We start from the raw sequence: 18451 nt of genomic DNA on the forward strand, positions 1-18451 counted from the left end.
CTTCATTCCGCTTTGTCCTGTGTGGTAACCAGAACTTCCCTTACCGGCAACCATGCCTGACAGCCCAACATGGCCAAGAGGGAAACCAGCAAGGCCGGTACCACAGGGTGAATATGAAGCGGCAAAGGCAAGGCCAGCCATTGCAGCATTCCATAACTCAGCAATCCGGAAATCATCGCGGCAAACACCGAGTTGCCAGTCAATGAAGGCCAGAATACCGCCGCCAATATCGGCCAGAGAAACACCGCCTGCAGCGCGCCGAAAGCCGCCAGATTGAGCCAGACTATCATGGCCGGCGGCTCTAGCGCCCAGTAACAGGCGAGCGCAGCAATCATCAACATAGCGATGCGGCTCAAACGCAGCTGGCTTTGCGCCGAGATTTGTGGCCTCACCTTAACCCAGGCATCCCGCACCAGACTGACCGCCGCCTGCAGCAACATGGAGTCCACCGACGACATCACAGCGGCGATGGGCGCCGCCAGCAACACCCCGGCCAAAAGTGGCGAAAACAGTCCGGAGATCAAGGTAGGCATGATTTCATCCGGTACCTGCAAATCGGGATAAAGTGCCCGCCCCATCAGTCCGATAAGATGCGGTAACAAGGTCATCAAAACACTGATAAGGGTGCCCCAAATAATGCCTTTCTTGAGCGCCCGGGTATCTTTAACCGCCAATAAACGCACCACAGTATGTGGCAACCCAAGCGTACCGAAACAGATAAGCACCCAAAACGACAGCATCATGGGCCAGCCCAGTTGCCCTTCATTGCCGTGGGGCTGCAACAAGGCAGGATCTTCGCTGGCCACCTTGGACATCAACTCTGTCATCCCACCATGGCCAAGCAGGGTGAAAAACAGCAGCAAGAGCCCCAGTAGCATTACTATTCCCTGAAAGGCATCTGTGATGGTCACCGCCCTAAAACCACCGCTCAGGGTGTAAGCCAACACTGTCACCACAAACAGTGCCAGCCCCAGGCTGTAGTCGATACCGCTGACCCCGGCAAACAACCTGGCGCCGCCGATAAACTGCACCGTTATCATGGCGATAAATCCAAGCACCAAGGAACCCAGCGCCAACATGCTGACTCCTTTATGTTCGAAGCGAGCGTCCAACCACTCAATCAAGGTGGCGTAAGGCGCCTTGGCCGCGAGGATCTTCGGCCCCAGCACTCCCAGGGTCAGCATGGCAACCGGCACCTGGATCAAGGCAAGCCATACCCAGCCCAAACCTATCTTGTAGGCGGCGCCCGGACCACCGATAAAAGAGCTGGCGCTGGTATAGGTGGCCACCAGCGTCAAGGCCAACATGGGGCCATTGAGAAAACGGCCACCGATAAAAAAGCGCGCCGCCTTATCCTGATAGAGGCTGGCCTTGTCTTGTCTGGCGGCAATAAAGCGGGTCAACACCAGGCTGAGCAACAGATAAACTAATACCGGGATAAGAGTGGTCACTCTTTATGCCCTCCCCGGCCAAACAGGTAGAAGAGTCCCATAATGAAAAACAGCTGGGTCAGGATACAGGACAGCCAAAACCACAATGGCAGGCCGTAATAGTCAGGTTTTGAGTCCCAGACACCCATATCGGTCAACAGGGGCCCCAGAGCCCACAACAGGGCGTAGATCAGGGTAAGTATGATGGCCAGACGTGCCATGGATGGCATAACGGCCTCCTTGGATTGCTCCTGGGGTTGGAGCGTGACAGCAAAAAGAAAGCGTTGATTCTAATCAACTCTTCCCCCGAGTGCCAAGGCATGACTCAAGTTACGCTTTGGTTGTGGGATAAAGTTATCACCCGGTTACCTGATGATATTCCGTTAACTTTTTGACTGCATGCCGAATTAACCATGACAGGACTCACAGCCCTGAGCCTGCTCCCGAACAGGTCACAACGGCCCAAAATTCAAGACCTGACTCAAACTTTGACACCAGTTTGTGAGGCTGTAGGAATAAGGATTTACTTAAATAGACTGTCGGCGGATCCCCCAGTGTCGGCGCTATGGCATACAATTGTTAACCTGCTCGCAAAATTTAGCTTTTCCCTGTGGGGAAAGGCCGATATCAGATGCCGACAGCGCGGCTCTGTGTTAATATTTTTATGGTAAATTGGTAAGACCAATTTTAAGGTTGGATGCGTAACGAGCGATTCTTTGAACAGACTTTCTCGGGGTAGCTAAAACCTCAACCTGGGCTCTGTAAGTAAAGAAGATGGAGATTGCGGCAACATGGGAGATGTAAACATTTCCAGTTTGCAGCCATTCATCGCGAGCAACAGCACAGATTGGACTTTTATAACGTGTTACAAGCTTATGCTTGGGTTAAACACCAAATAGAAAGCACAGGATTCGGTAGATAACACTGCAAGATAATTAAGATTGCGGTGAATTGTTTCAAGACGGTTTTTCAGGCAAAAAAGGAATGGCAAAAAGTAGTTTAATTTCATAATTCAGATTATGCGGCGATTAAATTGATCTGAATCACGTAATTTAATTACATTTTGCTTATAGTTAACGAATTCGATGACTCAAGGGTCATCACACAGAACAAGCGATAAATGAATTTCATAACCTAAACCGGTGGCCAGCCACCAAATGAGCGAAAGAAGGCAGCTATGAACAACAGTCCTAGCCCATTTGATGCATCAACCCCTGCCAATACTGCGCAGAAGGTCGAGGATGCGGCCGTCGTCAAAATCGGCCGCGATACCCAGTCGACCCTGTTGCTGGCCATGACTGCGGGGGTGTTTATTGGCCTCGCGTTTATCTTCTATGTTGTCGCCACTGCCGGTGGCAGCGCCCTTCCCTACGGTCTCAACAAACTCATCGGCGGCCTGTGCTTCAGCCTGGGCCTGATGTTGGTGGTGGTTCTGGGCGGCGAACTCTTCACCTCTACTGTATTAACCATTACTGCCAGAGCCAGCAAACGGGTCACCACCAAGGCCTTACTGCGCAACTGGGGGCTGGTCTATCTGGGCAACTTTATCGGCGCCATGCTACTGGTAGGCCTGATGATCACCGCCAAACACTATGATGCCGGCCACGGTTTGATAGGCCTTGGTTACATGAAGACAGCTCAAGCCAAACTGCACCATGACTTTTTCCAGGCCATCGCCCTCGGGATCATGTGTAACATCATGGTGTGTCTGGCGGTATGGATGGCCTATGCCGGTCGCTCGGTCACTGACAAGCTGCTGGCCGTGGTGTTGCCGGTCGCCATGTTTGTCGCCGCAGGCTTTGAGCATTGCATTGCCAACATGTTCCTTATTCCCATGGCCATTATCAGCAAAAATATGGCCGGCACTGAATTCTGGACAAGCGCCGGGGTCAGCCCCGAGCAGTTTGCCGATCTCACATGGAGCCAATTCGTGTTCCATAATCTGGTTCCCGTCACTCTGGGTAATATCGTGGGGGGAGCTTTATTTGTAGGGTTGACTTACTGGTTTGTGTATCGCCGTCCCTTGCTGGCCAAGCAAGGCAGCGAGGCCAGCAAGTAACTTTATCTCAACTAGAAGGTATGAGTACTATGACCGAGAAAACTGAGCTGTTTGCAAGCGCATGGGAAGGCTTTGTTCCCGGCGATTGGAAGACCGAAGTCAATGTACGTGACTTTATCCAGAAGAACTACACCCCCTATGAAGGTGATGAGTCTTTCCTGGCTGGCCCCACCACTGCGACCACAGCCCTGTGGGACAAAGTCATGGAAGGCATCAAGCAGGAAAACCGCACCCACGCTCCGGTCGACTTTGATACAGACAAAGTCTCTACCATAGATTCCCATGATGCCGGCTACATCAATCAGGAACTGGAAACCATTGTTGGTTTGCAGACAGATGCGCCACTCAAACGCGCCATGCTGCCCAACGGTGGTATCCGCATGGTTGAAGGCTCCTGCGCCGCCTATGATCGCGAACTGGATCCTGAAATCAAATATGTCTACTCCGAACTGCGTAAGACCCATAACCAGGGTGTGTTCGATGTTTACACTCCGGAAATTCTCGCTTGCCGCAAGTCAGGTGTACTGACAGGTTTGCCCGATGCCTACGGTCGTGGCCGTATCATTGGTGACTACCGCCGCGTAGCCCTCTACGGTATCGACTACCTGATGAAGGACAAGGTTGCCCAGTTCACTTCACTGCAGGCTCAGATGGAAGCCGGTGAAGATCTGAGCAACGTTATCCAGTTGCGTGAAGAGATTGCCGAGCAGCACAGAGCGCTGGGCAAGATGAAGAAGATGGCAGCCAAATACGGTTATGACATCTCCGGCCCTGCCAAGAATGCCAAAGAAGCCATCCAATGGACCTACTTCGGCTATCTGGCCGCGGTGAAGAGCCAAAACGGCGCCGCCATGTCTCTGGGTCGTACTTCAACCTTCATCGACGTTTATATCGAACGCGATCTGAAAAACGGCGTGCTCACCGAAGAGCAGGCTCAGGAAATGATCGACCATTTCGTGATGAAACTGCGTATGGTGCGCTTCCTGCGTACTCCTGAATACGATGAGCTGTTCTCCGGCGACCCAATCTGGGCTACCGAATCTATCGGTGGTATGGGTCTGGACGGTCGTCCGCTGGTGAGCAAGACCAGCTTCCGCTTCCTGCACACCCTGTACAACATGGGCCCAAGCCCAGAGCCAAACATCACTGTGCTTTGGTCCGAGCAGCTGCCTCAGCCATTCAAAAAATACTGCGCCAAAGTGTCTATCGACACCAGCTCCATCCAGTATGAAAACGATGACCTGATGCGCCCTGACTTCGAGTCTGATGACTACGCCATCGCCTGCTGCGTGAGCCCCATGGTTGTGGGCAAGCACATGCAGTTCTTTGGTGCCCGTGCCAACCTGGCCAAGACCATGCTGTACGCCATCAACGGTGGTGTGGATGAAAAGCTGAAAATTCAGGTTGCTCCCAAGGCAGATCCTATCACAGACGAAGTGCTCAACTATGATGACGTCATGAGCCGTCTCGATGGCCTGATGGATTGGTTGGCAACTCAGTATGTCACTGCGCTGAACACCATCCACTACATGCACGACAAGTACTCTTACGAAGCCGCGCTGATGGCGCTGCACGACAGAGACGTACGTCGCACCATGGCCTGTGGTATCGCCGGTCTGTCTATCGCTGCCGACTCCCTGTCTGCCATAAAGTATGCCAAGGTGAAACCGGTTCGCGATGAAAACGGTATTGCCGTAGACTTCGAAATCGAGGGTGATTATCCCAAGTTCGGTAACAACGACGCCCGTGTTGACGACATCGCCTGTATGCTGGTTGAAGGCTTTATGGCCAAAATTCGTGACAAGAAGATGTACCGCAACGCCATCCCAACCCAGTCAATCCTGACCATTACTTCCAACGTGGTGTATGGTAAGAAGACAGGTAACACTCCGGATGGTCGCCGCGCCGGTGCACCATTTGCCCCGGGTGCCAACCCAATGCACGGCCGTGACGAAAAAGGCGCTATCGCTTCACTGACTTCAGTGGCCAAGCTGCCCTTCGCTCACGCTCAGGACGGTATATCTTACACCTTCTCCATTGTGCCCAATGCACTGGGTAAAGATGAAGATGCCCGCCGCACCAACCTGGCTGCGCTGATGGATGGATACTTCTCCCACAAGCCAGGCCATGAAGGTGGTCAGCACCTGAACGTCAACGTGATGAACCGTGAAATGCTGGAAGATGCTGTCGTCAACCCTGACAAGTATCCACAGCTGACCATACGTGTTTCAGGCTATGCAGTGCGCTTCAACTCACTGACCCCTGAGCAACAGCAAGACGTGATTACCCGTACTTTCACCAAAGCACTGTAATCCGCGTTTGAAACCGGGCTGCAGCGGCCGCCGCTGCAGCCATTCCAAGGAGAGCACATGACAGTAAAAGGACGGATCCACTCGGTGGAATCCTTTGGCACAGTAGATGGTCCCGGCATTCGCTTTATCGCCTTTATGCAGGGTTGCCTGATGCGCTGTAAATACTGTCACAATCGCGACACCTGGGATCTGGATGGCGGCAAGGAAGTGACGGTCGCGGAGCTGATGGAACAGATAGTCAGCTACCGACCTTTTTTGGAAGCCAGCTGCGGTGGCGTGACCGCCAGCGGTGGTGAAGCTGTGTTACAGGCTGAATTCGTTGCCGAGCTATTCAAGGCCTGCAAGGCCGAAGGCATTCACACCTGTTTGGACACCAACGGCTTTGTCCGTAAATACACAGAGGTGATCGACCAGTTGCTGGACAACACAGATCTGGTACTGCTGGACATCAAACAGATGGATGATGCCAAGCACATAGATCTCACCAAGGTCAGCAACCAGCGAACATTGCAGTTTGCCGAATATCTGGCAAAACGAGGCCAGAAAACCTGGATCCGTTACGTGGTTGTCGGCGGCTATACAGACGATGAAGCCTCGGCCGAAAAACTGGCTGAATTTATCAAGCCAATGACCAATGTGGAAAAAGTGGAATTACTGCCCTACCACGAACTGGGCAAACACAAGTGGGAAGCCATGGGTGAGCACTATGAACTCGACGGCGTATCGCCGCCGGATCGCGAAACCATGGAGCGAATAAAGGCTATATTTATCCAGAAAGGGATCAATGCCGGCTACTGATTCAGAGTTCTTCCCAAAAACCGGCATCGAGACGTTCAAAGGCCAATTTGAGGATCTGCGCCATATCCATATAGCAGGCCTTGGCTCCTAAAGGACGACTGCTCACCCCAAGCCCGGAAAGCTTGGCATTGAGTTGATTACCCCAATCGAGCAAGGACAGCGGCAAGGGATGGCGAGCACGCCAACCCAGCCACAGATAGCCCTGCAAAGGCAGGCTGAGAAAGAACAGAAAGATAGCTATGGCCTGGGGCAGATAGTCCCAACCATAGAAATAGAGTGGCGTGGCAGCCGATAGCATGGCCAACACAGGCATCAACTGCAACGCCAACTGAGTGGCACGAATAACGCGAAACTCAGGAAAAAAGAAACCCAGTTGTCTGACCATGGGCCAGGTCTTCATATAACGATGACCTTCCCTCACGGTTTTGAGAAAGTTAAGGCTCAATCAAGGCACCTGAAACAAGCATAATATTGCTTTTACCTTAGCACAGTTCCCTATTCGGCCCCAACAACGGCTTGACGGCAGGAACGCAGTGAAACAGGTTACAGGCGAGTCCAGTTCACCCGTAACTCATTAATTAAAAACGGCGAAAGGTTTTTAACATGTCTAAAAAACTGGTATTGGTTCTAAATTGCGGCAGTTCTTCTTTGAAATTTGCAGTCATGGATGCACTCACGGGCGATGATCAGATCTCAGGTCTGGCCGAGTGCTTTGGTCTGGAAAACTCCCGCATCAAATGGAAACACAATGGCGAAAAGCATGAAGCCGCACTGGGCGCATTTACCGCGCACCGTGAAGCCGTGGAGTTTATTGTAAACCAGATCCTGGCTCCCCTGCCTGAACTGGCGTCACAGATCCTGGCGGTGGGTCACCGTATCGTGCATGGCGGCGAAAAATTCACCCGCTCGGTTATCATTGACGATCAGGTGATCAAAGGTATCGAAGACTGTGCCTCACTGGCACCGCTGCACAATCCGGCGCACCTGATAGGTATCCGCGCTGCCATGGCCTCGTTCCCAAGCCTGCCTCAGGTTGCCGTGTTTGATACCGCCTTCCACCAGAGTATGCCTGAGCACGCCTTTGTCTATGCCCTGCCCTACAAGCTTTACCGTGAGCACGGCATTCGTCGTTACGGCATGCACGGCACCAGCCATCTGTTTGTCAGCCGTGAAGCAGCCAAGGTGCTGGGTAAAGAGCTGGCCGATACCAATGTAATCTGTGCTCACCTGGGCAACGGCGCTTCGGTCACGGCGGTTAAAGGCGGCAAGAGCATGGATACTTCCATGGGCCTGACACCACTGGAAGGTTTGGTGATGGGAACCCGCTGCGGCGATATCGACCCCTCCATCATCTATCATCTGGTGCACCAACTGGGTTACACCCTGGAGGAGGTCAACAACCTGCTGAACAAGCAGAGCGGCCTTTTGGGGATCAGCGAATTGACCAATGATTGCCGTGGTATTGAGGAAGGATACGCCGAAGGTCACAAAGGTGCGACACTGGCACTGGAAATCTTCTGCTATCGTCTGGCAAAATACATCGCCTCCTACACTGTGCCATTGGGCCGTCTGGATGCCGTGGTCTTTACCGGCGGCATAGGTGAAAACTCCGACATTATCCGCAAGAAAGTGCTGGAACTACTGTCCATCTTCAACTTCCAGGTCGATGATGAACGCAACCTGGCCGCCCGCTTCGGCAATGGCGGAATTATCACTAAAGATGAAGGCACTCTGGCCATGGTCATTCCCACCAATGAAGAGTGGGTCATCGCCGAAGACGCTATTAGTTTGATAGAAGAATAATATGACCAATCAGCCGCCTGGTTAGCCTGGCGGCTTTCATGTTTTTTGACTTTACAAGATTCACCGGAAAACCATCGACTCCGAAGAGGTTTTTATGTCCCGTAACATTATGTTGATCCCCATAGGCACTGGCGTCGGTCTGACGTCTATCAGCCTGGGGATGGTTCGTGCATTGGAACGCCACGGCGTTAAAGTGCAATTCTTTAAACCCATTTCCCAGTTGCGCCCGCAGGATCACGGCCCTGAGCGTTCAACTACCATCCTCAGCAAGTCCCCCACGGTCAACCCGCTTGAGCCGTTTGAAATGGCCCACGCCGAAGCGCTGATCCGTGCCGATCAGACGGATGTGCTGATGGAGCAAATCATCGCCCGCGCCAGTGAAATTGCCGACAACACTGAAACCCTGATCATCGAAGGCCTGGTGCACACCCGTAGCCATCCGTTTGCCGATGATGTCAATTATGCCATTGCCAAGGCGCTCGACGCCGATGTGATTTTTGTCGCAACCCCAGGCAACGACAGTCCGACCGGGCTGATGAACCGCCTCGAAATCGCCTTTAACTCTTGGGGTGGTAACAAGAACAAACGTCTTATCGGTGCCATCATTAACAAGATTGGCGCGCCGGTGGACGACGAAGGCCGTGCCCGCCCGGATCTGTCTGAAGTATTCGACCATCAGGACGTTCAGCGCAGCGATACTGCCGGTATGTTCCAGTTGCCGGGCAAGAGCCCACTGAGGATCCTCGGCAGCGTGCCTTACAACCTGGATCTGGTGTCCCCCAGAGCATCCGACTTGGCCAAGCACCTGCGTGCCCGCATCATCAATGCCGGTGAGATGAACACTCGCCGTCTGCGCAAGGTAACCTTCTGTGCCCGCTCTATTCCCAACATGGTGCAGCACATTAAGACAGACTCGCTGCTGGTCACCTCTGGCGATCGCTCCGACGTTATCGTTTCTGCCTGTCTGGCAGCGATGAACGGCGTCAAGATTGGTGCCTTGCTGCTGAGCGGCGGTTATGAACCTGAGCCTGAGATCATGGCCTTGTGTGAGCAGGCCTTTGAAACCGGCCTGCCTGTGTTCCTTATCGACACCAATACCTGGCAGACCTCACTCAATATTCAACGCTTTGACCACGAAGTACCTGTGGACGATGCAGTGCGCATTGAATTGGTACAGGAATATGTTGCCGGTCATATCGATCAGAGCTGGATTGAAAGCGTCACCGAAAACTCGCCCCGCGAGCACCGCCTGTCGCCACCGGCTTTCCGCTACAAACTTACCGAGCTGGCCCGCGCCGCCCGTAAGACTGTGGTGCTGCCTGAAGGCGATGAGCCGCGCACCATCAAAGCCGCCGCCATCTGCGCCGAGCGCGGTATTGCCCGCTGCGTACTGCTAGGCAAACGTGACGAAATTCTGCGTATCGCAGCCCAGCAGGATGTCATTCTGGGAGAGGATGTCGAGATTATCGATCCCGATGAAGTGCGTGAGCGCTATGTCGAACCTATGCTGGATCTTCGCCGTCACAAGGGCCTGACCGAAGTGGTTGCCCGTGAACAGTTGGAAGACAACATGGTGCTGGGCACCATGATGCTGGCCCAGAATGAAGTGGACGGTATCGTTTCCGGTGCGGTCAACACCACGGCCAACACCATTCGTCCGCCACTACAGCTGATTAAAACAGCGCCCGGCTCCAGCCTGGTCTCTTCCATCTTCTTCATGCTGATGCCGGATCAAGTGCTGGTATATGGTGACTGCGCCATCAACCCGGATCCCAATGCCGAACAGTTGGCCGATATCGCCATTCAATCGGCCGAGTCGGCCAAAGCCTTCGGCATTGAGCCCAGAGTGGCGATGATCAGCTACTCAACCGGTGACTCAGGGACAGGCTCGGATGTGGATAAGGTACGCGAAGCCACCCGGATTGCCAAAGAGAAGCGTCCGGATCTGGTGATTGACGGCCCACTGCAGTACGACGCCGCAGTAATGCCCAACGTGGCTCGCTCCAAGGCGCCGGACAGCCCGGTTGCCGGTAAGGCGACCGTGTTTGTGTTCCCGGATCTCAACACGGGTAACACCACTTATAAGGCGGTTCAACGAAGCGCCGATCTGATCAGCATAGGCCCTATGCTGCAAGGTATGCGTAAGCCGGTGAACGATCTGTCCCGTGGCGCCTTGGTGGATGACATAGTCTACACCATCGCCCTGACCGCCATTCAGGCCACTCAGAGTAATTAATGGTCCGATAGCCAATTCAAGAAAAGCGTCTGCTCCGGCAGGCGCTTTTTTGTGGTCTATTTCACATAGGAGTGTACTCACTCAGCGAGCATCAAAAGCCGGGGAACAGATTGGGTAATGAAAGGTTTATCAGGATAAATCGATGCCGGCCTGCGCACCTGCGCGTCTTTTCAACCTACCCTTTGGAGCTGGCAGCTCAAACCTCTATAAGAACTGATATTGGATACTGACTGCGGCTTTTATCAGCAAAAGCTGTACAAAATCAACGCAAAGGATCCTTTACGCCAGTTATGATTCAGTCAGGAATGAGTCATCAGGAGAGAAACGGATAGGGAAAAGCGCCAAACGTCAAAAAATAACCAGCGACAATTTAACGACGATATCAATCGCTTAGGAAGTATCTATCGAGTCTTCAACACACTTGTCCACAGATTCTGTGGATAAGAATCTCTGCGCTATCCTCTTTATATGCCACAGGATCGCCGATCCCGTCAAGCGTGCGGCATCGGCTTGCGATCAATACTAAAAAAACCGATACTGTTTGGCACCAATCATTAGGGTCAACACTATGAGATATTTACTTTTTCTTTGTCTGCTAGGCCTATTTGGCTGCAATGATGACCCGAGTAAAGCCACCATAGACAGCCCGGAACAAGTCGCCCTGGGATTCTTTCAGGCCATCTACGTAGATAAGGATGTCGAGAAGGCAACCCATTATGTCGATGATCCGATGAAGGAGGTGCTGAAAAGTTACTATATCGCCGCCTCTGTACAGCGCCATATGCTCAATCTACAGATGACAGATGTCACCCTGGAGATTGAAGAGATAGATATCGACTTCTTTCGCAAGTTCACCGATGACGTGACTGTCGTGGTCAAATTTACCGGCCGTAGAGGTGGCCGCCCCTGGGTCGATGACAGAACCATTCGCCTGCATAAACGGGGCCGGGCCTGGGTGATAGTGGAAATTCTCCCGGAAACCGGCAAGATCAACTCAGGTTCCCTGTAATAATTGTGCACTGACCCACGCAAGGGCCGAAGAGGTTTATCCCTCAAAGCCCGCCGTGCTAAACTCACAGGCAATTTTCACTCAGTCTGATTACTATGAAACAACTGTTGGATTTCCTGCCGCTGGTCATCTTCTTTGCCGTTTATAAGTTTTACGATATCTATGTCGCCAGTGGCGCCTTGATAGCCGCAACGGCGCTGCAACTCGTGGTGACCTACCTGCTGTACCGCAAGCTTGAGAAAATGCATCTCATCACCTTTGCCATGGTGGCCGTATTCGGTACCCTGACCTTGGTGTTTCACGACGATGCCTTTATCAAATGGAAAGTCACCATAGTCTATGCCCTGTTCGCCTTGGGTCTGGGTGTCAGCCAATTGCTGAATAAGCCTGTACTCAAGGGCATGCTGGGGCAGGAACTCAAGGTCGCCGACAAGATATGGGCCAGAGTCACCTGGTACTGGGTCAGTTTCTTTATTATCTGCGGCCTTATCAATATCTATGTCGCCTTCAGTCTGAGTCAGGAAACCTGGGTCAACTTCAAGGTCTTTGGCTTGACCGCAGTGACGCTACTGAACACCATAGCAACCGTGGTTTATCTCTTTAAACACATCCCCGAAGAGCAACGCAAGGAACTCAAATAATGTGGTATATGATCTCATCTCAAGATGTTGAAAACAGCCTGGAAAAACGTCTTGCCGCTCGTCCGGCCCATCTACAGCGCCTGCAACTGCTGGCCGATGAAGGACGATTGATGCTGGCCGGTCCACATCCCGCCGTGGACAGTGAAAACCCGGGGGACGCCGGATTCAGCGGCTCTTTGGTGGTGGCCGAGTTTGAATCGCTGGAAGCCGCCCAGGCCTGGGCCAATGCCGATCCTTATGTTGCCGCCGGCGTTTATCTGAGTGTTATCGTTAAACCCTTCAAGCGAGTGCTGCCCTGATGAAAATCGTTTCCTTCAATATCAACGGACTGAGAGCTCGTCTGCATCAACTGCAACAGTTGATAGACAGTCACCAGCCGGACATCATAGGGCTGCAGGAAACCAAGGTGCACGACGAAGCCTTCCCTCTGGCCGAAGTGGAAGCCATGGGTTATCAGGTACATTTCCACGGTGGCAAGGCCCACTATGGCGTGGCTCTGTTATCCAAACAGGCCCCCATTGAGGTTCAAAAAGGCTTTCCCACCGACGATGAAGATGCCCAGCGCCGGCTTATCGCCGGAAAGTTCATCCAGGACAACGGCCGCGTGCTGACAGTGATCAACGGCTACTTCCCCCAGGGGGAGAATATCAATCACGAGACCAAGTACCCGGCCAAGCGTAAGTTTTACGCCGACCTGATGCAGTATCTGCAAAACTCATTCAGCCCGGATCAGGATATTGCCATCATAGGGGATATCAATATCTCGCCGCTGGATCTGGATATCGGCATCGGCGATGCCAATGCCAAACGTTGGCTGAAGACAGGTAAATGCAGCTTCCAGCCGGAAGAGCGTGAATGGTTGCAAACCCTGCTGGATTGGGGTTTGGTGGATACCTTCCGCCAGTTGCATCCACAGCGTAGCGAACGCTACTCCTGGTTTGATTATCGCAGCCGTGGCTTTGATGATAACCGCGGCCTGCGTATCGATGTGATCCTGGCAACCGAGTCGCTGGCAAGCCGTTTGAGTGAGGCCGATGTGGATTACGCGCTTCGCGGCATCGACAAGCCCTCGGATCACGCGCCTATCTGGAGCTGTTTTCGCTGACATTGTCGCTAACGCTGATGGCGCTGCTGATGCTGACCACAGCAAGCGGCACGCCTGAAGCAAGAAACAAAGCTCAGGAAACGCTATAACGCAAAACGCCGACATCTGATGATGCCGGCGTTTTTTTATGGCTCAGCTTCTAGCAGTTCAACTGGTTTTATACTGTGCCAACAGCCGGGTCAGAGCGGCAGAAGCCTGGGCCAGTTTTTGACTCAGCTCTATCGCCCTTTCGCTGGCCTGGCGCATCTGATCCGAGTGGCTGCGGATATCGCCAAGCTGCGAGCTGATCTCCCGGGCCGACACGCTTTGCTCTTCGGCCGAGGCTGCGATTTGGCTGCTGCGATCAAATACCGCATCCACTGAGCCACGCATCCCCTCAACATCCGTACCCACCTGAATGATCGCCTGGCGGCTTTCATCAGCCTGCGACACTATCGCCTCGGTCAACTGAGACAAATTGCGGCTGCCCGCCTGCAAACCCTCAATCATACGTTGAATTTCCACTGTCGCTTCCTGGGTTCGCCCCGCCAGGGTCCGCACCTCGTCGGCAACCACGGCAAAGCCGCGCCCCTGTTCTCCGGCTCTGGCAGCCTCGATGGCGGCATTGAGCGCCAGCAGATTGGTCTGCTCGGAAATACCATCAATAGTGGTCACCACGGCGCCAATCTCGGTGGCATCCCGCGACAGTTGCGATACCGAAGAGAAAGCCTCGGCAATCCGGCCCGACAACTCTCCTATACTGGCAACCGTTTCTGCTATGTGTCTGGCGCCCTGGCCCATCTGAGAGGCGTTGTCCCGGGTCTGGGAAGAGGTTTCGGCGGCGTTATGGGACACTTCGGTAATGGCATTGCTCATCTGCTCCATCGCCGTGGCCACAGTATCGAGAAACTGCCACTGAATTTTGCCCATCTCATCACCGGCGGCGGCTTGCTCGGCAAATTCGGAAGCCGCCATCGACAAGGTTTCGGCATTGCTGCTGATGGCGGTGACCATTTCGCTCATGTTATCGGCGCAGCGGTCAATCTCGCGGGCTATCAGGCTGAAATCATCTGTGCCGAAGAAATTGAGCCTAAAGCTCAAATCGCCGTCAGCCAGGCGTTTGATTGCCATATACATATCCCAGAGTCCGCCGCCGAGTGAGGTGGAGATCCAATAGCTAAGCTGAAACAGTGGCAACAGCCCGACAAAAGCCCACAGCAGCATCCAGTTCGCCCGGCTGAGCATCTCTTGCTCCTGCAGTGTTAAGCTGTCACCGAGCCAGTAGTTGCCGTCACGGCTACTGAGCATGACTTTCACCTCGGCGCGCGGTTCATTGCGGCTAAGGCCTTGCTGCTGTAGCCAAAGATCGCGCTCCGGCTCGGGCGCCAGCTGGAGCAGGGTCTCGGCTTTGGCTTGTAAACGCGCCTCAGCGCCCTGGGTTACACTGGCATCCAACTGCCACCAGTTGGCCAGTGCGATAGCGGCGGTTATGGCGGTAACCAGCGAACACACAAGCCAGAATTTACCGTTGAGACTGAACTTAATCAGCATGGCATCAACTTTTCTAAATTGGATCTGCTTCATCAGTGCTCCTCAGCGCGAAGCTAAAAGCCGGGACAGGACCCTGGCAGTATAATCTATTACTCCACCACCCTTTCGACCGGCAGAGGTTTTGTTTGAGTTTGACGACTGCGGCTGGTTTGGCAATAGCCCATGAGATCGGTCAAGCGACTCATGGCATAACCGAATACGGCACCAATCAGCAGCGGCGGCATAATAGCCGCAATATCCGCCGACATGGCAAAGGTGATGCAACAACCAATAAAGGCACCGGGAATAAAGTTAAGTTTACCGAAGCAGGCCTGCAGGCACATGGCACTGGTGGCTATGCCGGTGAAGATCCAGCCAAATACCGGCGAGACAAAGAAACTGCTGCCGCTGATGATAAGCCAGGCCCAGAATACTCCCGATGTATTGGTGCACCAGGCCTGAAGCAAACCGGCGAACCCACTGCGTCCTTGAGCAAAGAAAGTACTGCACCCCAGAAACCCTATCCAGGTGATCAGACCAAAGGTGTCGGCAACCCCACACCATACAGTGGCCAAGAGGCCGGCAGATATTGCTGCATGCCAACGCTGTTGCATAGGAGTATCTCCACAAAATGTAACTATTGGTTAAATTACCCCGTTTTTGATAACAAAAACCGGATCTACACCAAAAAAGGGCCTATTAATGCCGAGACCTGGCTCACTTTGCAAACATTTAGTAGTAAAAAAACAATAATGGAGTGAATTTCAGCCAAATAAAAACCCGGGCATGCCCGGGTCAGTTGCAACAGGGATAGCCTCAATCGGCCAGTAGCTGATCGGCAACGAAAGGGTTGTTTCGCCGCTCTTCACCAAAGCTCGACATAGGGCCATGGCCGGGAATGAAGTTGACCTGCTCGCCCAAGGGCCAGAGTTTGTAACGAATGGAGTCAATCAACTGCTGATAGTTGGAGCCGGGAAAGTCAGTACGGCCTATAGAGCCACGGAAGAGGACATCTCCCACCCAGGCCAGGTTCTCTTCGCGGTCAAAGAAGATCACATGCCCGGGTGTATGCCCCGGACAGTGAAACACCTGCAATGCCTGCTCTCCCAATGTAATCTCTTCACCATCTTCGAGATAACGGTCTGCCTCGAAAGCTTCACAGGCCGGGAAACCAAAGTTCTGGCTTTGGCGTGGCAGGTTCTCCAGCCAGAATTTATCGTCGATATGCGGGCCAATAATCTGCACGTCACACTCGGTGGCCAAAGCCTTGGCGGCACCAACATGATCTATGTGTCCGTGAGTCAAAAGAATATATTGCAACTGCAGGCCGTGCTGCGCCAGGGCATCCATGATGCGCTCATGGTTACCGCCTGGATCTATCACAGCGGCTTTGCCACTCTTCTCACACCAGATGAGGCTGCAATTCTGCTGGAAAGGGGTCACTGGGATGATCTGGTATTTCATTACACACACTCGCAGGCTGTTATCGTTCCATGATCGATAGATCGTCTCGATGCATGATCCACCAACCCGGCAACAGAAAAATTGATCCCGGGCAGGAAAGCGACAGATAAGCGGCTTTTCTGGCGCCGGTTTGCAGCGCAGGGATTTTTGTATACAATTTTGAGCCATCCAACCTTCAAGCCCAAGGCCCTACATGATAACAGACAGCCGTCTTGCTGGCATCCTGAGCCGCAAACACTTCTTCTCTCTGCCACTGGATTATCAGCACCCCACCGGGGAACAACTGCAAATTTTTGCCCGGGAGCTTATCGGCACCCAGGATAACGCCGCGACCCTGCCACTCCTGGTGTTCTTTCAGGGTGGCCCGGGCTTTGGTGCCGCCCGCCCCCTTGCCAATGGCGGCTGGATTAAAAGAGCGCTCAAGGAGTATAGGGTACTCTTGCTGGATCAGCGTGGTACTGGTCTTTCAAGCCCGGTCAGCTTCAAGACACTGGACGGCATGACGCCTGACGAGCAGGCTGAGCACCTGAGCCATTTTCGCGCCGACAATATCATCCGCGATGCCGAGGCGATTCGGGCGCAACTGAGCCCTGATACTCCCTGGAGCATTCTCGGTCAGAGTTTCGGTGGCTTTTGCGTACTCAGATACCTGAGCGCCTCGCCGCAAGGGCTCAAGGAAGCCTTTATTACCGGCGGTATCCCTTCCCTTGAGCGCCCCGCTACCGAGGTTTACCGGGCAACTTATCAACGCCTGCTGGCCAAAAATCAGGATTTCTTTACCCGCTTCAAAGATGCCAAAGCCCTATTGGCCGAGCTCAGAGGCTTTATCAATAGCCATGAGGCGCGCCTGGCCACAGGAGAGCGGCTGACCCAGGAAATGCTGCAACTTTTGGGGGTCAACTTAGGCATGGAGCAAGGGCCGGAGGCCGTCTACTATCTGCTGGAGCAAGCCTTGATAGATACCCCAATTGGCAAGGCGCTCAATCCCTTGTTTGAGGCGCAGTTCTGTCAATTGCTGGATTACAATACCAACCCGCTGTTTGCCATAATGCACGAGTCCATCTACTGCCAGCAGCAAGCCGCAAACTGGGCCGCCCACAGGGTGCGGGGCGAATATCCGGCTTTTGCCCCGGACGCCGAAGAGCTGCTTTTCAGCGGCGAGATGATTTACCCCTGGATGTTCGAACAGTTTGCCAACCTCAAGCCACTGAAAGCCTGCGCCGAATTGCTGGCCGCCAAAGCCGATTGGCCTTCACTCTATGACCCGAACATTCTCGCCAATAACCGGGTACCTGTCGCCGCTGCCATCTACAGCGAAGATATGTATGTCGAGCAGGCCTACAGCCTGGAAACCGCCGCCAGAGTCGGCAACCTCAAGTATTGGTTGACCTCTGAATATGAGCACAATGGCATACGTATGGATGGTGAGCGGATCCTCGATAAGCTGATTGCGCTCAATCGCGGCCAGGCGCTCAGGTGAATTCAGTTTGGGTTAATTTTAAAAGCGCACACTGAACTTGGTTCCACATCCATTGACGCTTTGCTTAAACACTTGTTTCGGTGTCGTCCCGGTCTGCCCTTTTGGCAGACCTTTTTTTATCCAAAAAAAACCGCAGCCAAGGCTGCGGTGGAAATAACGGACTGGGTCCAATCCAAAGAATACAGGGAGACTCGAACCGCCGACTTAGCGCTTCATTGCTGGATAAGTGAACTCATGGCACTGATTGCAATAAACCTTGCTCTCTTTGTGCTCCTGATGGCAGTAAGTACATGGCAAGTCCGTGCCATAGTGCAGGCTGTCATGGGGGTTGGGTTCAACATCATGACCGGCGTTGGCCGGACGTGCTGTCTGCTTGGCAACATCTTCAGGAGTGCCGTGGCAGGCTTCACAGGCTGTCGCATCGGGAATGGTCTTGCGCTTGGCATCACCATGGCAGGCGGCGCAATCGACACGACCATTTTCAGCCGTCATGACTTCTTTGTGGTAGTCCTTGATCTTCATGGCGTTGGCCGCTCCAGGCAGCAACAAGGCGCAGGCTACAAGAACAGTGGATATCATCTTCAACATCTTGGGCTTCCTGTTGC

17 protein-coding genes are annotated in these 18451 nt (G+C 53.4%); 10 read left to right on the plus strand and 7 right to left on the minus strand.

Going from position 1 to position 18451, the window contains the following annotated elements; all coding sequences use genetic code 11:
* Positions 1–2: 2 nt before the first annotated feature.
* Together panF and HCX89_RS00650 are read right to left on the minus strand one after the other, a co-directional pair.
* On the minus strand, positions 3–1451 hold the full coding sequence (panF, locus tag HCX89_RS00645) for a sodium/pantothenate symporter (RefSeq protein WP_167714716.1): 1449 nt from the start codon (positions 1449–1451) through the stop codon (positions 3–5).
* Positions 1448–1660 carry a DUF997 family protein gene (locus HCX89_RS00650; protein ID WP_096141210.1) on the minus strand — a complete coding sequence of 71 codons (213 nt, stop codon included), beginning with the start codon at positions 1658–1660 and terminating at the stop codon, positions 1448–1450. The genes panF and HCX89_RS00650 overlap by 4 nt, the downstream gene beginning before the upstream one ends.
* A 947-nt stretch (positions 1661–2607) precedes the next feature.
* Here HCX89_RS00650 and focA point away from each other — a divergent pair.
* From focA to pflA, 3 genes are read left to right on the plus strand one after another with little or no spacing between them, the layout of a single operon-like run.
* Positions 2608–3489, plus strand: a complete 882-nt coding sequence (gene focA, locus HCX89_RS00655) for a formate transporter FocA (protein WP_025889524.1) — start codon at positions 2608–2610, stop codon at positions 3487–3489.
* Positions 3490–3518: 29 nt separating this feature from the next.
* Positions 3519–5801 carry a formate C-acetyltransferase gene (pflB, locus tag HCX89_RS00660; RefSeq protein ID WP_028779374.1) on the plus strand — a complete coding sequence of 761 codons (2283 nt, stop codon included), beginning with the start codon at positions 3519–3521 and terminating at the stop codon, positions 5799–5801.
* Between the two features lie 57 nt (positions 5802–5858).
* On the plus strand, positions 5859–6599 hold the full coding sequence (pflA, locus tag HCX89_RS00665) for a pyruvate formate lyase 1-activating protein (RefSeq protein ID WP_025011778.1): 741 nt from the start codon (positions 5859–5861) through the stop codon (positions 6597–6599).
* Position 6600: 1 nt separating this feature from the next.
* On the opposite strand, the gene yfbV is transcribed toward pflA, so the two are convergent.
* Complete coding sequence (gene yfbV, locus HCX89_RS00670; RefSeq protein WP_045283407.1) at positions 6601–7044, minus strand: terminus macrodomain insulation protein YfbV; 444 nt, start codon at positions 7042–7044, stop codon at positions 6601–6603.
* A gap of 158 nt (positions 7045–7202) precedes the next feature.
* On the opposite strand from yfbV, the gene ackA reads away from it, so the two are divergent.
* The 6 genes from ackA (at position 7203) to xthA (ending at position 13393) form a co-directional block, all read left to right on the plus strand.
* Complete coding sequence (ackA, locus tag HCX89_RS00675; protein WP_025011777.1) at positions 7203–8402, plus strand: acetate kinase; 1200 nt, start codon at positions 7203–7205, stop codon at positions 8400–8402.
* 94 nt (positions 8403–8496) lie between these two features.
* Positions 8497–10638 (plus strand): phosphate acetyltransferase, encoded by a 2142-nt coding sequence (gene pta, locus HCX89_RS00680; protein ID WP_107004683.1) that lies wholly within the window; start codon positions 8497–8499, stop codon positions 10636–10638.
* Positions 10639–11206: 568 nt separating this feature from the next.
* Positions 11207–11647 carry a hypothetical protein gene (locus tag HCX89_RS00685; RefSeq protein WP_025011776.1) on the plus strand — a complete coding sequence of 147 codons (441 nt, stop codon included), beginning with the start codon at positions 11207–11209 and terminating at the stop codon, positions 11645–11647.
* A 95-nt stretch (positions 11648–11742) separates the two neighbouring features.
* Complete coding sequence (locus tag HCX89_RS00690; RefSeq protein ID WP_025011775.1) at positions 11743–12288, plus strand: septation protein A; 546 nt, start codon at positions 11743–11745, stop codon at positions 12286–12288.
* The gene (locus HCX89_RS00695; protein WP_025011774.1) at positions 12288–12587 is read left to right on the plus strand and encodes a YciI family protein; all 300 of its coding nucleotides are present in this window, start codon (positions 12288–12290) and stop codon (positions 12585–12587) included. Before HCX89_RS00690 ends, HCX89_RS00695 begins: the two co-directional genes overlap by 1 nt.
* Positions 12587–13393, plus strand: coding sequence for an exodeoxyribonuclease III (gene xthA, locus HCX89_RS00700; protein WP_025011773.1), 807 nt, complete (start codon positions 12587–12589; stop codon positions 13391–13393). Before HCX89_RS00695 ends, xthA begins: the two co-directional genes overlap by 1 nt.
* Before the next feature lie 147 nt (positions 13394–13540).
* Here xthA and HCX89_RS00705 read toward each other — a convergent pair whose 3' ends face one another.
* From HCX89_RS00705 to HCX89_RS00715, 3 genes are all read right to left on the minus strand, one after another.
* Positions 13541–14956: a methyl-accepting chemotaxis protein gene (locus HCX89_RS00705; RefSeq protein ID WP_044734322.1), complete on the minus strand. Its 1416-nt coding sequence runs from the start codon at positions 14954–14956 to the stop codon at positions 13541–13543.
* Between the two features lie 56 nt (positions 14957–15012).
* A complete protein-coding gene (locus HCX89_RS00710; protein ID WP_025889517.1) occupies positions 15013–15516 on the minus strand; it encodes a DUF1097 domain-containing protein in 504 nt (167 codons plus the stop codon).
* Between the two features lie 202 nt (positions 15517–15718).
* On the minus strand, positions 15719–16366 hold the full coding sequence (locus tag HCX89_RS00715; protein ID WP_115390484.1) for an MBL fold metallo-hydrolase: 648 nt from the start codon (positions 16364–16366) through the stop codon (positions 15719–15721).
* Positions 16367–16559: 193 nt separating this feature from the next.
* On the opposite strand from HCX89_RS00715, the gene HCX89_RS00720 reads away from it, so the two are divergent.
* Complete coding sequence (locus HCX89_RS00720; RefSeq protein WP_117200620.1) at positions 16560–17846, plus strand: alpha/beta fold hydrolase; 1287 nt, start codon at positions 16560–16562, stop codon at positions 17844–17846.
* Between the two features lie 204 nt (positions 17847–18050).
* Here HCX89_RS00720 and HCX89_RS00725 read toward each other — a convergent pair whose 3' ends face one another.
* The gene (locus HCX89_RS00725) at positions 18051–18434 is read right to left on the minus strand and encodes a cytochrome c3 family protein (RefSeq protein ID WP_025010509.1); all 384 of its coding nucleotides are present in this window, start codon (positions 18432–18434) and stop codon (positions 18051–18053) included.
* Between the last annotated feature and the right edge of the window lie 17 nt (positions 18435–18451).

Source organism: Shewanella sp. Iso12 (assembly GCF_012030025.1).
Classification (GTDB): Bacteria; Pseudomonadota; Gammaproteobacteria; order Enterobacterales; family Shewanellaceae; genus Shewanella; species Shewanella algae.